The sequence below is a fragment of the Streptococcus suis genome (genome assembly GCF_002964045.1).
Taxonomy (GTDB): domain Bacteria; phylum Bacillota; class Bacilli; order Lactobacillales; family Streptococcaceae; genus Streptococcus; species Streptococcus suis_U.
The window spans coordinates 1-17,219 of record NZ_POPB01000146.1 but is presented as its reverse complement, the minus strand read 5'-3'; the positions used below and the strand labels follow the sequence as shown (position 1 = coordinate 17,219).

Sequence of the window (17,219 nt, the reverse complement as noted above, 5' to 3'; positions counted from 1 at the left end):
ATTTATCCATGACAGCGCCTCTTTATATATTTAGTATATTATATTTCATTTAAACCAAAAAATCAAAGGATAATAAAAGCCTGGATTTCTCCAGACTTTAATCAAATAACTTATAATAATCTTCCAGCTTCATCTGGGATTTCTCTTCGCTAGTCTGGTCTTGAATAATCTGACCATTCTTCATGACAATCAAGCGATTGCCGTGACGGAGAGCATCTTCCATTTGATGAGTGACCATGAGGGCTGTCATTCCCTTGGTCGCAATCAACTCATCCGTTAAGTGCATCAAGGATTGGCTGGTTTTAGGGTCAAGGGCTGCGGTATGCTCATCCAAGAGTAAAAGTTCAGGCTGTTTCAAACTCGCCATCAACAAACTCAATGCCTGGCGTTGACCACCTGATAAGAGCCCTGCTGGCGTGTCCAAATGTTTTTCCAAACCATTTCCCACTCTCGGCAAAAGCTGGGCAAATTCTTCGGTCTGCTGGGCCAATCTGCGTGGCACCAAACCCCGTCCCTCGCCACGATACTTAGCGATAAGTAGGTTTTCAGCCACTGTCATCCGCGGAGCAGTTCCCATTTTCGGGTCTTGAAAGACACGAGCCAGATACTTGGCACGCTTTTCTGCAGGCCAATTGGTCACGTCCTCACCAAGAATATGGGCCGAACCACTAGTCAAGGGCAAGGTTCCAGCAATGACATTAAAGAGGGTCGACTTCCCAGCCCCATTTCCACCCAAAATGGTAATAAAATCCCCCTGGTAGATGGTCAGATTGACATTGTCCAAAATCACACGTTCTTCATCAAAACCGTTTGTCACCACCTTGGTGGCATTTTTTAATTCAACAATTGCTTTCATCGTGACAGACTGGCTCCTTTCAGAAGTTTATTTTTCAGCTCAGGAACCATGAGGCAGACCGCCAAAATCATGGCTGAGAAGATACGGAGGTAGCTGGTATTGATACCGAGGGAAATAACCACCAAAATCAAGAACTGATAGAAGATGGCACCCACTGCAATGGCCAAGAACCGTTCCAACATGGTCAAATTTCCATACAAGACCTCACCGATAATCAAGCTAGCCATACCGACCACAATGACACCGATACCACGTGATACATCCGCATAGCCCTCTTGTTGGGCAATCAAGGCACCCGCAAGGGCAATAATCCCATTAGAAAGAATCAAGCCAAGCAGTTCCATTCTGCTAGTATTGATACCAAAACTGCGAGCCATATCTGGATTGTCCCCCGTCGCGATAAAGGCTTGACCCAGGCGAGTATAGAGGAAGAACATCAAGGCACCAATGACTAGGGCAACACTTCCCAGACCAAGCAAGAGACCATTCACTTGCTCGGAAAATGGAAGCAAGTCCTGTAAGCGACTGGTATTTAACAAGCCCAAATTTGCCCGTCCCATGATAAAGAGAATAATGGAGTGACAGGAAGACATGACCAGAATACCGGCCAAAAGTGTAGGAATTTTTCCCTTGGTATAGAGCAAGCCTGTGACCAAACCTGCCAAACAGCCTGCCAAAACGGCTGCCAGGGTTGCCAAGACAGGATGAACTCCCTGAGTCAGTAAGGTCACTGCAACTGCTCCTCCAAGTGGAAAAGAGCCCTCTGTCGTCATATCCGGAAAATTCAAAATCCGAAAGGTGACAAATATTCCCATTCCTAGTACAGCCCATAAGAGAGCCTGTGAAACTGTTGATACAATCATAACTTTCCTTTGTTTTATTCAATAACCTTACTTGCCTGATTGATTACATCATCTGACAAGGTAATACCTAATTCTTTAGCAACTTTCTGGTTAACGACAACGGTTCCTTCGTTAAAGATTTGTACAGGTGTATCCGCTGGATTGGCACCGTCAAGAATTTTCGCAGCCATTTTACCAGTTGCCACACCTAAATCATATTGGCTAAGGGTTACAGAAGCGATACCACCGCCCTCTACCATGTCTTCTACACTGGTGAAAATCGGTGTTTTGGTTTTATTGGCCACAGAAACGACAGTTGAAAAGGCTGATGCGACCGTATTGTCCACTGGTGTGAAGAGAACATCTGTCTTACTTGTTGCCACCTCTACTGTAGATGCTAGTTCATTACTTGAAGCTACTGCATACTCCAAAACGGTGTAGCCTGCTTCTTCCGCTGCCGCCTTAAATTCCTCAACTTGAATTTTTGAATTGTCCTCGTTTGAAGAGTAGAGGACACCGATAGTTTTAGCGTCTGGTGTGATTTCTTTTATCAATGAAACAGCATCCGCAACTGGTGTTTGGTCAGATACCCCTGTGATATTTCCACCAGGATTTTTCAAGTCAGATACCAAGTTAGCACCAACTGGGTCCGTTACAGCTCCCATGATGATAGGTAATTCTGTCGTTGCATTTGCCAACCCTTGTGCAGCAGGTGTTGCAATCCCAATCAAAAGCTCATTGCCATTGTCCACCAATTTTTTACTCATGGTCTGAACTTGGGACTGGTCAGCCTCAGCATTCATAAAATCAATCTCCAAATTGTCTGTTGTAGAATAGCCACCTTCTTCTAGTCCGGCCTTAATTCCCTTGTAAATCTCATCTAGTGAGTCATGTGTCACAAACTGAAGAACACCAATTTTAACTTTTTCAGAGCTAGCAGACTGACTAGTCTGCTCTTTTTGCGTCATAAACAGGGCGGCAACCACCATCACAGTAAGGGCAACAATTGTAGCAAGTAAATTCTTATTTTTCATCATATCATTTCTCCTTTTTAATAAACAAATCCTACATCATCAGTATACTATTCCACCATCGCCATCGTTTCATCATGATTACCTCGTATTATCTACCATAGTCAAAGTAGAATGTCATTATCTGCATACCGTTTTTTCAATTGAACAACAGTCTACAAAGACAAGGAAAAAGCCCCCACATACTGAAAAACAGTACGCGAGGGCGTCAATGACACGGTGCCACCTCACTTATGGGAATTGTCTAGAATCCTCCCATATCTCATCTCCTCTAACAAGGAGTTGCACTGTAAGGTGTGCGGACCGAACTATCATTGTTTTAAGTTCATTTGCGTGATTGTTTTGGCTGGTTTCAAAGTAAGTCATACCAAACAATCCTTGTGAATTTAGGGCATTTTAGGACTAGGCAGTCGGGTGAAGGCAGTACTGGTGGTACGGCGAGACCGACTAACGACGTCATAAAATAGACATAAATGCACATCAGCCCATTTCATAAAACTCCGCCACCCGTTCTCAGTACCACAGGCTCCCTGAAGACTTCTGCTTTACTACTTCTTCTGATTACAGACGATTATACGGCATCCATCAGTCTTTGTCAATACTTTTGATTAAATTTTCTGAAAACTTTTTCTGTCAGTAGGGACTACCAGTCTCATCAAAAAACATCAAAATATGATATACTAGACTGAGTTATAGCTATTAGAAAGAGGAAAACCATGTCTTTTGACGGATTTTTTTTACATTATATGACGGCTGAGTTAAAGGCCAATTTAGAAGGTGGACGGATTCAGAAAATCAACCAGCCCTTTGAACAGGAGATTGTCCTCAACATCCGCAGCAACCGTCAGAGCCATAAGCTGCTCCTATCCGCCCATTCGATTTTCGGGCGGGTTCAGCTGACCCAGTCGGACTTTACCAATCCCAAGGTGCCCAATACCTTTACCATGATTTTACGAAAATACTTACAAGGTGCCATTATCGAAGACATTCGTCAGCTGGACAATGACCGCATCTTAGAGTTTTCGGTGTCCAACAAGGACGAGATTGGCGACCATATCCAAGCTACCTTGATGGTAGAAATCATGGGCAAGCACAGTAATATCATCTTGGTAGACAAGTCTGAGCAGCGGATTATCGAAGCTATCAAGCACGTTGGTTTCTCGCAAAATTCCTACCGAACCATCTTGCCAGGTTCCACCTATATTCGTCCACCGGAGACGCATTCTCTCAATCCTTATACGGTGTCTGATGAGAAATTGTTTGAAATATTATCGACTCAGGAACTGAGTCCAAAAAATCTCCAACAGTTTTTTCAAGGTTTGGGACGGGATACGGCTTCTGAACTAGCCAGTCACTTGCAGATAGACCGCCTCAAGAACTTCCGTGCCTTTTTTGACCAAGCTACACAGCCTAGCCTGACAGACAAATCCTATGCTGCTCTGCCATTTGCCAATAGCCCTGAAAACCAGCCACACTTTGAGAGTCTGAGCAGTCTGCTGGACTTCTATTATCAGGACAAGGCGGAGCGGGACCGGGTGGCCCAGCAGGCCAATGAGCTGATCAAGCGGGTGGCCAGTGAGCTGGAGAAAAATCGCAAGAAACTGGTCAAGCAGGAGCAGGAATTGGCGGATACGGAGACGGCGGAGTTGGTGCGACAAAAGGGCGAGCTCTTGACCACCTATCTGCATCAAGTGCCAAATGACCAGGCTAGTGTGACCTTAGACAACTACTATACGGGCGAGGAGCTAGAGATTGAGTTGGATGTGGCTTTGACTCCTAGTCAGAATGCCCAACGGTACTTCAAGAAGTACCAGAAACTCAAGGAGGCGGTCAAGCACCTGACCAACTTGATTGAGGAAACCAAGGCAACCATTGTCTATCTGGAGTCCGTTGATACCATGCTGGGACAGGCTAGTCTGGCTGAAATTGATGAAATCCGTGAGGAGCTGATTGAAACAGGCTACCTCAAACGCCGTCATCGTGAGAAAATCCATAAGCGTCAGAAACCTGAGCGATACTTGGCGACGGACGGGAAAACCATTATTCTGGTTGGAAAAAATAACCTGCAAAATGATGAGTTGACCTTCAAAATGGCCAAAAAAGGCGAACTCTGGTTCCATGCCAAAGACATTCCAGGCAGTCACGTGATCATCACAGACAACTTGGACCCAAGCGACGAGGTCAAGACCGATGCGGCGGAGTTAGCCGCCTATTTCTCCAAGGCAAGGCATTCTAACTTGGTCCAAGTGGATATGATTGAAGCTAAGAAACTGCACAAACCAACAGGTGGCAAGCCAGGATTTGTGACCTACCGCGGTCAGAAGACCCTTCGTGTCACCCCAACTGAAGACAAAATAAAATCCATGAAAATCTAATTCATGGATTTTTCTGTATTGAAATCACTCCGCCTTATCAATATCTTCTCTAACTTCCTTAGCGTTGAACTTAGCGAAAAGATACTGGCGGTCTTGAACAGGGAAACGTTGGTCTAGTTGATCTACTGGTCCCACTTCCACCATTCCTTCTGAGATAACATAGTCCATGACATGACCACCGAAGGTCAAATCATCCGAGATAAAATGCAAATGATAGCCAGCCACACTGACACCATGGAAAATCTCTGGCGTCCAAATACCAACAATGGTACCTGAAATATTCTCAGCGGTATACTCAGGCTGGCGACTTGCCACTTCCGCAAAACGAACATCCGAAGCCGACTTGGGAATCATGCGGACATGCATCCGAGCAAACGTTCCCTTGATTTTGATGGAGCGAAAGAGATTTTCCCCATCATAATAGGATTCAATTCGCTGATGCAATTCCTCGCTGGTCATTTCAAAGCGCTGTTTGAAAATGACTTCTGCTTCGTGAAAAATAACCGCTGCATAGGGAACCTTCATATCAGCAGGAACTTCAACCACTTCTGGTTTTTCCCCTGCTCCCTTGGCCTGATAGGCCTTTCCATCCAAGACAATCAGCTCGCCGTCAATGGAATCCAGGGTTCCCAAGCCCAAATCACCATGTTCCAACAATTCACCAACTGTCAAAGATCCTCCGTAAAGTCCTGCCATTAAGGCACCTAAGGTATTGTATTGAAATAATCGATTTACTTGCATAACCTACTCTTAATTCAAAAATTCTTGCATGGCTAAATCGTCTGGCACCAATTGGATATAACGACTAGCTTGCTCTCTTGCCTCATCCAAACGACCAAGTTGATGTAAAACCGCTACGTAATCAGCCAAAAATTCAGGATTCTCAGCCAATTCTCCAGCCAATTCATCGTAAAGCTCAATAGCTTCATCATCTCTTTCTAGAGCTTGATAGGCTTTGGCCACATTCCAGCGAGCTAGAACGTTTTCTACCTCTTCATCAAATAAAGCCACAACCTCTTCAAATCGTTCCTGCTCAAGATACAGATTGGACAAGCGCAGAGCTAGTTCGTTACTATCATCTGCTACCTCTTTTGCCCGTAGAAGATAATCTTCTGCCCTCGCCTCGTCATGCAATTCATAGGCATACTGAGAAGCCTGGAGCAAGAGATTGGCATCAAAGTCATTTTTTGCCAGGCCTTTTTGAGTCATAACCAAGGCTTCTTCAATCTTATGCTCTGCATGGAGAGATTGGGCATAGGCATATTCATAGCCCTCAAAATCAGGATTGATGGTATCCAGTTGCTTGAAGTAGAGATTGGCCTTTTGGTATTCTTCTCGTTCAAATAGCAGAGCAGCCAATTCAAAAACAGTCTGATCATCGTATTCCAACTCAACAGCCTTTTCCAAAAATTCAATGGCTGCTTCAAATTTCCCCAAACTTGCATAGGCAATACCAATTCGCTGATAGGTAGAAACTCCCGTTAATTCGTAGATTTCACGATTATCCAGCTGGGCATAATAGGAAATAGCCTCATTAAAAAGCTCCAGTTCCATATCCAATTCTGCTAAGCCAAAGAGAATGATGGGTTCATCTGATAAGTGACTTGCTTCTAACAATTTTTCACGCGCCACATCCGACAAGCCTTCTGCCTGATACAGGTCCGCCTTGACCAACAAGGCTTCCACATAGACAGAACTGTCTTCCGAAATTTCCTCCAAGTATCCGAAAGATTCTTCAACCAAGCCATCTTCAAATGCTATTTGGGCAAGATTGATCAGTACTTCGGGAAATTCTTCTTTGACCTGTTCATAGATTTGTCTAGCATGTGGGAAAAAACCAATGCCTTCTAAATAGGCTGCCAAGGACAAAAGCATTTCGCTATCATCTTGCACCAAGGCGCGCTTGAAATACTTATCTGCCTTGGCTAAATCCTGCTGGTCCAAACAAGACAACATTTTTTCACTATTGTTCATTCAAAACCTCGTTCTTTTCTTCTTCATATAAATGGCTATTTGCTTTGTACCACTCAAATACTGCCTTGACTAACACTTTAATGGATGCATAGATTGGAATCCCCAAAAGCACCCCAAGAACTCCATACATTTGACCAGCTGTTAAGAGTACAAACAAGATGGTAATCGGGTGAATATTCAAAGAAGAACCAATGATTAGGGGAGTTACAAATCGCCCTTCAATAGTTTGTTCCACCATAAAAACAATTAAAACCTTAATCAGCATAATAGGTCCCGCAATTAATCCTAATATAACTGCTGGAATCATGGCCAAGAATGAACCAAGATACGGAATTAGATTGAGGAAACCAGCCATCACCCCCAATGTTACTGGATAGCTAAGACCGATAATTGAAAACATGATTGAAAACATCAGGGCAACAATGATTGCAACTGTCACCTGTCCCCTCACATAGTTTGCTAGCTGGCTGTTAACATCCGTCAAAACCGTCCCAATCGGATTTCTCCATTTAGTTGGTAAATATTGGGTAATATGTTTATTCAAATGTTGCCCGTCACGTAAGAGATAAAAAAGGATAAAAGGCATAATCAGAACGGCAACAATAATTTGTGATGCAGTCGAAATCAAATTACTTGCCCAATTCACAGCACTTGAGGAAAACTTCTGAGCATAGGCAACGACCTGATCATTGACCTTATTTAACATCTCCAGAGCTGTTGGTCTAAATTGTTCAAAGCGCTGATCCTGCAAGAGCCCTGTTACCTGTCCTTCGATTTTCTGGATATTTGCTGGCAGGTTCCGTGCAAAAGATACCACCTGTTCTTGGATACTAGGAATGGCTACAGCCAGCCCCCAAACAATAAGCAGACTAATTAGGACAAATAAAATAGAAATGCCAATTGTACGAGAAATCTTATGTTTCTCCATCCAATCAACCATTGGATTTAATAGATAATAAAGAAGTCCTGTTAAAATCATCGGTAAGAGTAAAATCTCCAAAAAACTACCAATGGGTCTTAACAAAAAACTAATCTTACTAAATACAAAAATAGTCAAAAAAGTTAGCAAAGTAACCAACAAAAAGATTACTGCTTGGCTGTTTAAAAATAAACGAAAAAACCATGTTAAACTAAATTTTTGATGTTGATCATCCATTACACGCACTCCTCAGTCTTTTTTTTTTCTATTGTATCATTTAATGAGATATTTGAAACAAATGAACTATGAGATTTCTCAGACTTTACAGGAAAAATATGGTATAATTTTAAAAATGATTTACATAGGAGATAGCCATGACTGTTTATTTCGGTACCTACACAAAACGTGATTCAAAAGGGATTTATAAAGCCCAATTCAATAGTGAAACTGGTCAACTCAGTAACTTAGAATTGGTTGCTGAAGAACCAAACCCAACCTATCTTGCCTTTGATAAAGCTGGTCGACTTTACTCAGTTGGAGCTGAAAATGGTCAAGGCGGTATTGTAGCTTTTGATACTGATTTTAGCTTACTAAACCATGTTGTCAGCGACGGTGCTCCCCACTGCTATGTTGCTGTTGATGAAGAAAAAAATCTAGTTTATGCTGCCAATTACCACAAAGGGCAAGTTCTAGTCTATAAACGATTAGAAGATGGCTCACTTGAATTGGCTGATGTAGCTCAACATGAAGGATCTGGACCACATGAAAACCAAGCATCTGCCCATGTCCACTTTTCCGATTTAACCCCAGACAAATTCTTAGTAACCTGTGATTTAGGTTGCGATCAAGTTGTTACTTACAAGGTGTCCGACCAAGGAAAAGTAGAGAAAGTCGCTACTTATCAAGCAGCACCCGGAAGCGGTCCACGTCACATTGTCTTCCATCCTGTCGCAAAAATAGCCTATCTCATTTGTGAACTTAATTCGACCATTGAAGTACTTATTTATGATGGGTGTGGACAATTTGAACTAATGCAGACTATCTCAACCTTGCCTGAAAATCATACTGGTTTCAATGGCACAGCTGCTATTCGCATTACAAAAGATGGGAAATTCGTCTACGGATCTAACCGTGGAAATGACTCCATCGCCGTCTACAAAACGCTTGGAGATGCTAGCCTAGAATTGGTTGAGATCATCCCTACAAATGGTAAAATCCCACGCGATTTCGTTCTAAGTCCAGATGAAAAGCATTTGATTGTTGTCCACCAAGACTCTGACAATGCAACTGTATTTGCAAGGGACATTGAAAGTGGTCGATTGACAGAACTTTACCATGATTTCTACGTTCCTGAATCTGTCTGCGTAACATTTTTTGAAGACTAATTATTTGTGAAATCGCTCTATTTTTGGTTTAATATATCTATAGGAGGTGAGTTACATGAATCCAGTAGATTTATTTAATCAAGTGAAAGAACTTATCGCAAACAAAGACTTTGACGGTGCAAAACAATTCATCGAAGAAAACAAAGACAACTTCGGCGAATACTTAGAGCAAGCAAAAGGCTTGTTGTCAGGTTCTGAAGGTGTAAACGGACTTTTGGACAAGGTTAAAGGCTTGTTCTAAAAATATAACTAGGCTGAATTTCAGTCTAGTTTTTTTGTTTACCCAAAAATAGTTGCCAACTCTTGCAATGAAGTAATACTCCAGTCGCTTTTTAACTGATTGTTTTCACTGGCATACTTTCCAAAACCTGTCAGTATTCGTATAGTGTACATTCCCAAGGATTTTGCGGGTAGAATGTCATTATCATATCGGTCACCGACATAGACAGCCTTATCCACTGAAATGCCTGCCTCCTCCAAAGCTAGCTTGAAGATTCTCGTATCTGGTTTGCGTATACCAACTTCTTCAGAGAGAATAATAACCTGAAAATACGAGTCCAGCCCCCACTCTCTCAATATTTCTCTAGCAGTACTAGATTGATTAGCAACAATCCCTAATCTATAGTTTTGAGATAATTTCTCTAGAACACCTATTGTTTCAGGATACAACCTAACACCCTCATTTGTCCATAAAGATCGTGGCTCAGTCGAGGTAAAATATTGCCAAGTCGATCCAATTGGATCTAGATTTTGATCTGCATAGTCTTCTATTTTCTCACGGTAAGATTGCTCAGAAACCTCTATTCCAAGCAACAGTAACTTCTTCACGCACCTCTTTATATAATAGCGGTAAGCTACTTCCTTATCTAATAGGGTTGATCCCAAATCAAAAAATATGCATTCAATCATTTCACTCTCCATTTACATTCAAAATGCGAACACTTACACTAGTATCATTTCTTTTTAGGATAGCATTTTATTAATAGCAATGCAAAGAAAACTCCCTAGAGAGTTTTGCTTGTCCCTCACTTTGTTAGCCCGAAAATAAATTAGTACACCGTACATAGAAAAACAAGTCCAGAAATCACTGGACTTGTTCTTATTATAACCCTCGCTATACTAGCTCGGGGATAAAACAGTCTCCCAGACATTGAAAACAAGTCCGAAAATCTTCGGACTTGTTTTTACTATAACCCTCGTTATTCTAACTCGGGGATAAATTAGTACACTGTACTACGAAAAACAAGTCTGGAGATTTCCAGACTTGCTCTTACTATAGCCCTCGCTATTCTAGCTCGGGGATAAAACAGTCTCCCAGACTGTTTTATTTTTTCAAGTTATCTGGCAATGTTTCAGTACCTGTAAATAGGGGGTACTCTGATAGAAATTTACCTCGATTTTGTCAAAATTTCAAACGCTTGGACAAGTAGGGGAAACATAAAGGGTAACTAAAAAGGGAATTAAAAAAATGAGTTCAGCAGGCAAGAATTAGCGTGTCAAATTGATACGCTTTTTCATTGTTCAAAAAAAAGGGAGTGCTTCACCTCTCGGGCTATCACGCTCCCTAATCGGCTAGACTGTGCAAGCCTTCAGCTGTATGAGTATTATACCATAGTTTACTGTACTCTACTGTGTTTTACTGTATCCAGAATATGCTTATGCTTGTAATTTCTTTTCTGCGATAGCGTCGGTTAATGTTTGGGAAAAGTTAAGCCCTAACTCTCTACCCAATCTATCCGCCCAACGTGGTATAGTCAAAGTCTTTTTTATTGGCTCATGACTGCCTAAATAGTCGGCTACATCCACCACAACCAATGAAATAAATGACTTAGTAAGATCATAACTCTCTGAAAATTCTGGGTCATTCTTGAAAGGGTCATTGTCAACTAGTGAAAGCTTGTTAATGTCAGACGGCGCTGGAACTTCTAGCCCCGTTTCAATAATATCCGCAAGCGTTATCCCAAGCCAATCGCTAGCCATTGCCATAGCATCCGCCATGCTCTCGCCTTGAGTTGCTGAGTGTTCAAAGTCTGGGAAATGTACAAAATAAGGGGCAACAGTGCTGTCTGTATCGTCATAATAGAATAAAGCTGGGTAAGTTGCAAGCATATTGAAAAACCTCCAAAAGTTGAAAAGGCAAGCGGTCAAACCGCTTTAGCGTAAACCTGCCTGCCTTAGAATTGCCCGCTCGGTGTACTTGTTAAGTTCTCCATGCGGTATGGTTATTGGTCTATGTCCTGATTTATCCATCTTGACATGTGACCCTTTTCCGCCCTTGACCTGTTTCCAGCCCTCAGCCGTCAAAAGTTTAACCATTTCTGTTTGTGTCATCGGCATAGCGCTCTACCTCCTGACAAGATTATTATACCATACGTGTTACACGTATTCAACTAAAAAGATATTTTTTTAACTCGCCATTTTGACAAAATAGACTGTACTGGGCTGGTGCTATTCTCAAAACGTGCAAAATGACAAAATCGCTACTGCTGTTCACTATGATATATCTTCATATCAGACAACGGTATTAGACTGAAATACAAATCAGAATTTCAAGGTATTAAAATTTATCAAGTAGCATCAATATCAATCGCTTCAATAAATGCCTTTTTCCAATTTCTGATATTATTAGCATTTTTAATGGATTTCTCATACCAATGTGTACCAGTTCCAGGCGTTGTGTACTTTCTTTTAGCCGCTAATAATTCCTCTTTGTTAGCAAAGAAAAATCGTCTTTGTTTTTCAGAAACAAACCCCTTACGTTTTGGTCCGTAATACTGCGCCCTTGCATAAGGTGGATTATAGACTATAGAATTTCCGGCTACATGCCCAGATGCTCGCAAATGACCGCTTTTCTTTGGTATATATTTTTCGGTATCAAGCATCATTTGGTTCATCATTGCTACCTTTCCTAGTTGTAAGGATTGTGAACTAAGCTTTTTCTCTATCCCGCCTAAATCTATCTTAACACTAATAGCTTTTCCCATATTATACCTCCTCTAATTTATTATGATATACCCCCATATTAGGCAGCGGTACAATACTGAAATACAAATCAGAATAGGTGTCGAACCATCTATTCAAGCGTACATATGCTTGCGTGGGGGATAAAAATAGAATTTTCTGGCACGCGCCAACCACGTTCATGTAATTATACACATAGACATCCTTTATCACTTTTAAAAGAGTTTCGTCGCTGGTTTGCACCATGATATCAGTCATCCGCTTGATTGTAACATATTTTTGATAAGCTAGTAAGTCACGATTTTTAGCAGCGTCAAACATCTTACGCTCTAGCACGCTATAATTTGGGTTTCCCTTGTCTTTTAAAAAATACCACTTCAACCATAAAATCTTTTCTCTATACAGCACGTCTATACGCTCGCTTTTTTTCTTTGTCATGAATACCTCCGTCCGTGTTTTTCTCGCTGTTCGTCCGCTGTTCAAGTCTGTTTTTTGACTTCTTTCAACCTATGATAAGTTTGTTTTTTATTGTCAAAATCGGCGCGTGTTCCTAGCTTCGTCCTAGCTTCGTTTCCTTTGTTCATCTTTTGTTCGTTCTCTGTTCAAGCACAAAATCCACTCCACTATTCCGACAAAAAACTGTCTAATTTTCTGCCGTTTTGTGAATGGTGATGGAGGTTGAATTTCCCCACGTTCATAGGCTCGCACAATTCTCTTTGAGTACAGACTTGCGGTCTTTATCTGATATTTTGGAATCCGTTCACGCTCTAGGATATCCGCATACAAGTTGAATGCTTTCTCCTCTAGCTCGGTATCCCTTAGTAAATGCTGTAATACAAGTGAGTAAACCAGTGCTGTGTGATATTGCCGATAGTTCATCACAATTTAACTCCCAAAGCACGTCCAGCACTGTATAACCTCTGATAAGTTTCATAATCTAGTGGAATGGCGTTGGCCAAGGAATAATTTCCAGCACCGATGAATGTAGTCTGGCTGTGAAATGCTTTTCTGAAATCCTCGTTAACAATCTGCGCCAATACCAGTTTATTAAGTTCAGATGGCTTCTTGGTATAACGATCTAATAAGGAAATTGTTTCCTTAAAGCTTGCAATAGTCTGCTCTGTCAAAGTTCTAACCTCTTCATCTTGCCCCCATTGCTCAGTTAAATACACATTATACAAGTCTTCAACTTCCCGCAACTTCCCTTGTTGTTCTGCTTCAAATTCTCTCTTCAAAGCATTGTATCGGTTCTCGGCTCGTATGATATAGCCCTCTAACTCTGTAACCTTGTTATCCGTTTCAAATGAAAAATTCTTTTCCCTTGCTGCTTTAGCTTTTTCTAAATCCGTTTTGGCTACATCTATTTTTTGCTTGTACTCATCCATTACATCGCGTTTAGTATTAACTTGAGAAATGATTGATTGAATTTTTGGCAACACGTTTGATACTGTCATTTTTATATCCTCCTTATGACAACTAAAAGAACCCGACACAAAAACAAAGCATTAGCTTGAATTTGCATTGGGTTCTTCCTCCAGCATTTTTTATTAAATTAAATCGTTAGTGTGTTCAGTCTTTTTATACGGCACACCATCTCTGAAATGGATTTCAACACTGCCATGATTAACTTTACTCACTTTTTTAATTATACCATTTTTTTCTAAAATTATCCAGCCTTGACTTAATAACTCGGCTACTGATTCCATTGGCTGAATGTCTTTTAATTCCTCCATGTTCCCCCCTCTAATTTGTTTGTTTTTGGCTGACTTTGTATAATACTACCCCGTATGTATCACCCGCCCGCTCCCTGTTGCCATAAAGTCATTTACCCGTGCTTCAAAATCTGCTGTACGTTCTCCGTGTAATTTCTTGAATAGTTTAACTTTCATGTTTTTCTCCAAATTGTTTCCTATTCTGCTTTAATTCGTTGATTTTGTAACGTTTGTCTGAAATGCTAAAGGCCTTGAATGAGTTCCCATCTAGTCCTTTTAAAATTCGGCTCACATTTCGTTCATTGTAAACAGTCTTCAATTCCTGGCTGTTGAGATTGGTGTTAATTATTGTGGTTTCTCGATTATTGAGAATGTCAAACAGAAATTCCTGCTCCCAATCGCCTTTAGAGCTAATATTCGCATTCTTTGCCCCCAAATCGTCCAAGATAAGAAAGTCAACGCTAGTAAGTAGTTTCACGGCATCAAACTCCGTCAGTTTTGCCCCATTGCCATAGTTCCAGCCGTTTTTGATCTGCTTGATGATTTCAGTCAAGCTAACGAATAGCACGCTCTTAGGCTTGCCAATATCCTTGAAATGCTCGTTGATTGCCTTAGCCATTGCAAAAGACAAGTGACTTTTTCCGATACCCGTCTGGCCCGTTATAAGCGTGTTTCCTGTCATGCCTTGCTTATACTTCTCAACCTGCCCTCTGGCAAACTCCAGTAACTGCTTTTCTTCTGGGGTTTCTGCCTTGAAGTTCTCAAAGCTTGCCCCCCTCAGTTCTTCGGGTACTGTACTATCTCGCATTAAAACATTGTAGGTCTTCAAATACAGCTGCTTATTCTGTAATTCCTGTATCATTTCTTTTTCTTGGTTGTCCATTAACTCGCTTGCACACATAGGACAATATGGCGAAGGTTTCCTTGGGTTTTCTTCTCCTGCTATCTTGACTATCCTATCAAGCTGCATCATTTTTGTTTTGTGAATTGGACAAATTTCATCAATTTCTTTCAAGTATTTCAGATTATCAATTACTTTCTTCATGTCATTATTTCCCTTTCTAAAATGGATTTTCTGCTGTTGGTCGCCATTCTGCAAAACTGGTAGGCTCTGGCGGTTGGGTTTGCTGTTTGCTCTTCTCACGCGCCTGTTTGGCGTTTCTGACAAGTTCAACAGTCAATAGGTTATCCTGTTTCCATCTGTTCAAAATTGCCTTAATATATGCAAAATTAGCCTTGCCTTGACTAACACTCTCTCTTAGTGCCTCTTTGATAAGATCAGCATTAAAATCCTCTAGCATGTACTGCAATTCTTGCATCTGCATCGGCGATAGTGCCTTGCCTGTTTCAGCTTCAAAAGATTTATAGATGTTTACAAAATCTTGATTAAGGGCAGGGGGGGTGGTTGGATGTTTTTTCTCTTTATCTACCTCTACTCTTTCTCTATCTCTTTTCTTTTCTTCTCTACTCTTCTCTACGTAACTATCTTGTAACGGTGTTACGGTTTGGCGTAACATTGTTACGGTATCATCCTGCTTTTTCTTTTCTCTCATCCGCTCCATCCTAACTGCTGACTGGGTTTTAGAACCTACTCGCTCTACTGCTCCAGGTAACGAAATTTCTACTTCTGATTTTTCAATCAACAGTCCTTTTCTTTTTAGAAAATCAAATACCGCCCTAACATCTTCTACTGGTTCATCAATATCAAAAGCAATTTCAGAAACAAAATCATCCTCAATACTTTCAAAATATAGTGAGCCATTATTTTTAAGGCTTTTCAGCAATAATTTTAGATAAATGGTTGTATATACATACCCTGCTGCCATCCGCTTCAATGCTTTCATTTCTTTTTGTTCAAAAAAATCATGTTCCATCTTCAACCACCAATAACGTTTTTCCTCTGCCATTCTATTACTCTCCTGTTCCTTCTCTATTTCACTGCCAAAAATCTGTATAGGTCACTGGCTCGGTAAAATATTTTTTTGCTATTCTCAAATGGTGACTGATACCGTTGTAGCCCAACGTTCTCCCAATTTCTCAGCGTGGTGCCCGATACCTTTAGTTTTTCTTCCACTTCGTCCGCTGGTATCAAGTCAAACCTCTCTAGCTGTTGTTTCTCAAGCTCTAGCCGCTTGTCCAGATGTCTGTCCACCTTCTCCAGTAACTCCAGTTCTGCCTCTCGTGATAGAATGTTAAGCATCTCTATACTTCCTCCAGTCTGTCAAATCTGCCGTCAATAATGCATGAATACGCTTATGTTCTTGGTCGTATTGCTTTTGGAGTGGTAATACTCCAGCAAGTCGCTCAGTTTCATTCTGGGGGATATAGTAGCCCCCTTGCCTGTTATCACGCCCGCCACAAACGGGAATACCGTAGTCAACTATTAGCTGGCGGATATGTTCCCTAATGGTTCGAACGTCCAAGCCTGTCAGCTTCTCAATGTCTGGGGCGGTGATTGGCAAATCCATTCCAAGCGGTAGGAGCTTGAAAACTTTGTTTAGATGTTCTGGTAAATTTGTTTCTGTCATGCCTGCACCTCCAGACTTGCTATTTTGTTCTTTGTCCATAACTTTTTCCCCTCATGATCTAAATCAAGAAAATTCTGTGCTTCGTCTGGGGTAGTATTATCAATTATTTGTTTTTTTAGTTGTTCAAGTTCTTCAAATGTCAGCATAGTTTCCCCCTAATTGTAATATCTGCCCTGTGATTGAATATATGCCCCATAGTTCGCATTCGTTAGCTTTCTGGTATGATTACCCTCTGGTTTGGCTTTTGGCTTGCTATGGAGTTTATACGTTCCTAGATGTAGCCATAGAAAGATATTCAGCGGTGTTAGTATTGTGATAAGTGTTAATGCTGTTTCTATTGTCATTTCTTGCATTTTTGATTTTCTCCTTTGTTTTTGGTAAAATTAAGATGATTATATTTGATAAGGGTTCTAACTTTCTCGCCCTTACTAAATACCTAACAAAACCACGCGCCTTGCCTTTGCTTGAGTTTTGTTATTTTTCCTTAGCCGTGTACGTTGGTTTGGTCGCCTGTACATGGCTTTTTTCTACCATTTGTCAAGTCCATCAAGGTATTTGACGAAAAATATTTTGAGTCTCGTAATCCAAATATGGAAATTATTTTATTTTGGACTAAAGTTTAGTGTAAAAAGGGTA

General features: G+C 41.1%; 22 protein-coding genes. 3 read left to right on the top strand and 19 right to left on the bottom strand.

Translation table 11 applies throughout. From position 1 onward, the window contains the following. Nucleotides 1–97: 97 nt before the first annotated feature. From C1E99_RS00750 to trpX, 3 genes are read right to left on the bottom strand one after another with little or no spacing between them, the layout of a single operon-like run. Nucleotides 98–856, bottom strand: coding sequence for an ABC transporter ATP-binding protein (locus tag C1E99_RS00750; RefSeq protein WP_105206314.1), 759 nt, complete (start codon nt 854–856; stop codon nt 98–100). Further along, nucleotides 853–1,719 carry an ABC transporter permease gene (locus tag C1E99_RS00745; RefSeq protein ID WP_105206313.1) on the bottom strand — a complete coding sequence of 289 codons (867 nt, stop codon included), beginning with the start codon at nt 1,717–1,719 and terminating at the stop codon, nt 853–855. Before C1E99_RS00745 ends, C1E99_RS00750 begins: the two co-directional genes overlap by 4 nt. A 14-nt stretch (nt 1,720–1,733) precedes the next feature. Further along, nucleotides 1,734–2,732 (bottom strand): tryptophan ABC transporter substrate-binding protein, encoded by a 999-nt coding sequence (trpX, locus tag C1E99_RS00740; RefSeq protein WP_269088940.1) that lies wholly within the window; start codon nt 2,730–2,732, stop codon nt 1,734–1,736. A gap of 713 nt (nt 2,733–3,445) precedes the next feature. On the opposite strand from trpX, the gene C1E99_RS00735 reads away from it, so the two are divergent. Further along, a complete protein-coding gene (locus C1E99_RS00735; protein WP_105206311.1) occupies nt 3,446–5,104 on the top strand; it encodes an Rqc2 family fibronectin-binding protein in 1,659 nt (552 codons plus the stop codon). 24 nt (nt 5,105–5,128) lie between these two features. On the opposite strand, the gene budA is transcribed toward C1E99_RS00735, so the two are convergent. From budA to C1E99_RS00720, 3 genes are read right to left on the bottom strand one after another with little or no spacing between them, the layout of a single operon-like run. Beyond that, nucleotides 5,129–5,845 (bottom strand): acetolactate decarboxylase, encoded by a 717-nt coding sequence (budA, locus tag C1E99_RS00730; RefSeq protein ID WP_105206310.1) that lies wholly within the window; start codon nt 5,843–5,845, stop codon nt 5,129–5,131. 9 nt (nt 5,846–5,854) lie between these two features. Continuing rightward, nucleotides 5,855–7,078: a tetratricopeptide repeat protein gene (locus tag C1E99_RS00725; RefSeq protein ID WP_105206309.1), complete on the bottom strand. Its 1,224-nt coding sequence runs from the start codon at nt 7,076–7,078 to the stop codon at nt 5,855–5,857. Further along, complete coding sequence (locus C1E99_RS00720; RefSeq protein ID WP_105106807.1) at nt 7,068–8,234, bottom strand: AI-2E family transporter; 1,167 nt, start codon at nt 8,232–8,234, stop codon at nt 7,068–7,070. The genes C1E99_RS00725 and C1E99_RS00720 overlap by 11 nt, the downstream gene beginning before the upstream one ends. 137 nt (nt 8,235–8,371) lie before the next feature. On the opposite strand from C1E99_RS00720, the gene C1E99_RS00715 reads away from it, so the two are divergent. Then, entirely contained in the window at nt 8,372–9,382 is a 1,011-nt protein-coding gene (locus tag C1E99_RS00715; protein ID WP_105106808.1) for a lactonase family protein, read from the top strand. A 55-nt stretch (nt 9,383–9,437) separates the two neighbouring features. Further along, a complete protein-coding gene (locus tag C1E99_RS00710) occupies nt 9,438–9,623 on the top strand; it encodes a hypothetical protein (protein WP_105106809.1) in 186 nt (61 codons plus the stop codon). Between the two features lie 38 nt (nt 9,624–9,661). Here C1E99_RS00710 and C1E99_RS00705 read toward each other — a convergent pair whose 3' ends face one another. From C1E99_RS00705 to C1E99_RS14875, 13 genes are all read right to left on the bottom strand, one after another. Next, a complete protein-coding gene (locus C1E99_RS00705; protein WP_105206308.1) occupies nt 9,662–10,291 on the bottom strand; it encodes an HAD family hydrolase in 630 nt (209 codons plus the stop codon). A 747-nt stretch (nt 10,292–11,038) separates the two neighbouring features. Beyond that, the gene (locus C1E99_RS00700) at nt 11,039–11,491 is read right to left on the bottom strand and encodes a type II toxin-antitoxin system HicB family antitoxin (RefSeq protein WP_105206307.1); all 453 of its coding nucleotides are present in this window, start codon (nt 11,489–11,491) and stop codon (nt 11,039–11,041) included. A gap of 45 nt (nt 11,492–11,536) precedes the next feature. Further along, complete coding sequence (locus tag C1E99_RS00695; protein WP_105109363.1) at nt 11,537–11,719, bottom strand: type II toxin-antitoxin system HicA family toxin; 183 nt, start codon at nt 11,717–11,719, stop codon at nt 11,537–11,539. Between the two features lie 230 nt (nt 11,720–11,949). Next, nucleotides 11,950–12,366, bottom strand: coding sequence for a minor capsid protein (locus C1E99_RS00690; protein WP_238146175.1), 417 nt, complete (start codon nt 12,364–12,366; stop codon nt 11,950–11,952). Nucleotide 12,367: 1 nt separating this feature from the next. Further along, nucleotides 12,368–12,781 carry a hypothetical protein gene (locus C1E99_RS00685; RefSeq protein ID WP_105145350.1) on the bottom strand — a complete coding sequence of 138 codons (414 nt, stop codon included), beginning with the start codon at nt 12,779–12,781 and terminating at the stop codon, nt 12,368–12,370. A 123-nt stretch (nt 12,782–12,904) separates the two neighbouring features. Continuing rightward, the gene (locus C1E99_RS00680) at nt 12,905–13,222 is read right to left on the bottom strand and encodes a hypothetical protein (protein WP_238146174.1); all 318 of its coding nucleotides are present in this window, start codon (nt 13,220–13,222) and stop codon (nt 12,905–12,907) included. Next, nucleotides 13,222–13,797, bottom strand: coding sequence for a hypothetical protein (locus C1E99_RS00675; protein WP_105145349.1), 576 nt, complete (start codon nt 13,795–13,797; stop codon nt 13,222–13,224). Before C1E99_RS00675 ends, C1E99_RS00680 begins: the two co-directional genes overlap by 1 nt. Nucleotides 13,798–13,890: 93 nt before the next feature. Further along, nucleotides 13,891–14,076, bottom strand: a complete 186-nt coding sequence (locus C1E99_RS00670; RefSeq protein WP_105206306.1) for a hypothetical protein — start codon at nt 14,074–14,076, stop codon at nt 13,891–13,893. 145 nt (nt 14,077–14,221) lie between these two features. Next, complete coding sequence (locus C1E99_RS00665) at nt 14,222–15,100, bottom strand: ATP-binding protein (protein WP_105145347.1); 879 nt, start codon at nt 15,098–15,100, stop codon at nt 14,222–14,224. A 16-nt stretch (nt 15,101–15,116) separates the two neighbouring features. Beyond that, the gene (locus tag C1E99_RS00660; RefSeq protein WP_105206305.1) at nt 15,117–15,962 is read right to left on the bottom strand and encodes a DnaD domain protein; all 846 of its coding nucleotides are present in this window, start codon (nt 15,960–15,962) and stop codon (nt 15,117–15,119) included. A 23-nt stretch (nt 15,963–15,985) separates the two neighbouring features. Continuing rightward, complete coding sequence (locus tag C1E99_RS00655) at nt 15,986–16,255, bottom strand: hypothetical protein (protein ID WP_105109359.1); 270 nt, start codon at nt 16,253–16,255, stop codon at nt 15,986–15,988. Continuing rightward, nucleotides 16,248–16,583, bottom strand: a complete 336-nt coding sequence (locus C1E99_RS00650) for a hypothetical protein (protein ID WP_105206304.1) — start codon at nt 16,581–16,583, stop codon at nt 16,248–16,250. Before C1E99_RS00650 ends, C1E99_RS00655 begins: the two co-directional genes overlap by 8 nt. Further along, nucleotides 16,580–16,729: a hypothetical protein gene (locus C1E99_RS14875; protein WP_193441772.1), complete on the bottom strand. Its 150-nt coding sequence runs from the start codon at nt 16,727–16,729 to the stop codon at nt 16,580–16,582. The genes C1E99_RS00650 and C1E99_RS14875 overlap by 4 nt, the downstream gene beginning before the upstream one ends. Nucleotides 16,730–17,219 lie beyond the last annotated feature (490 nt).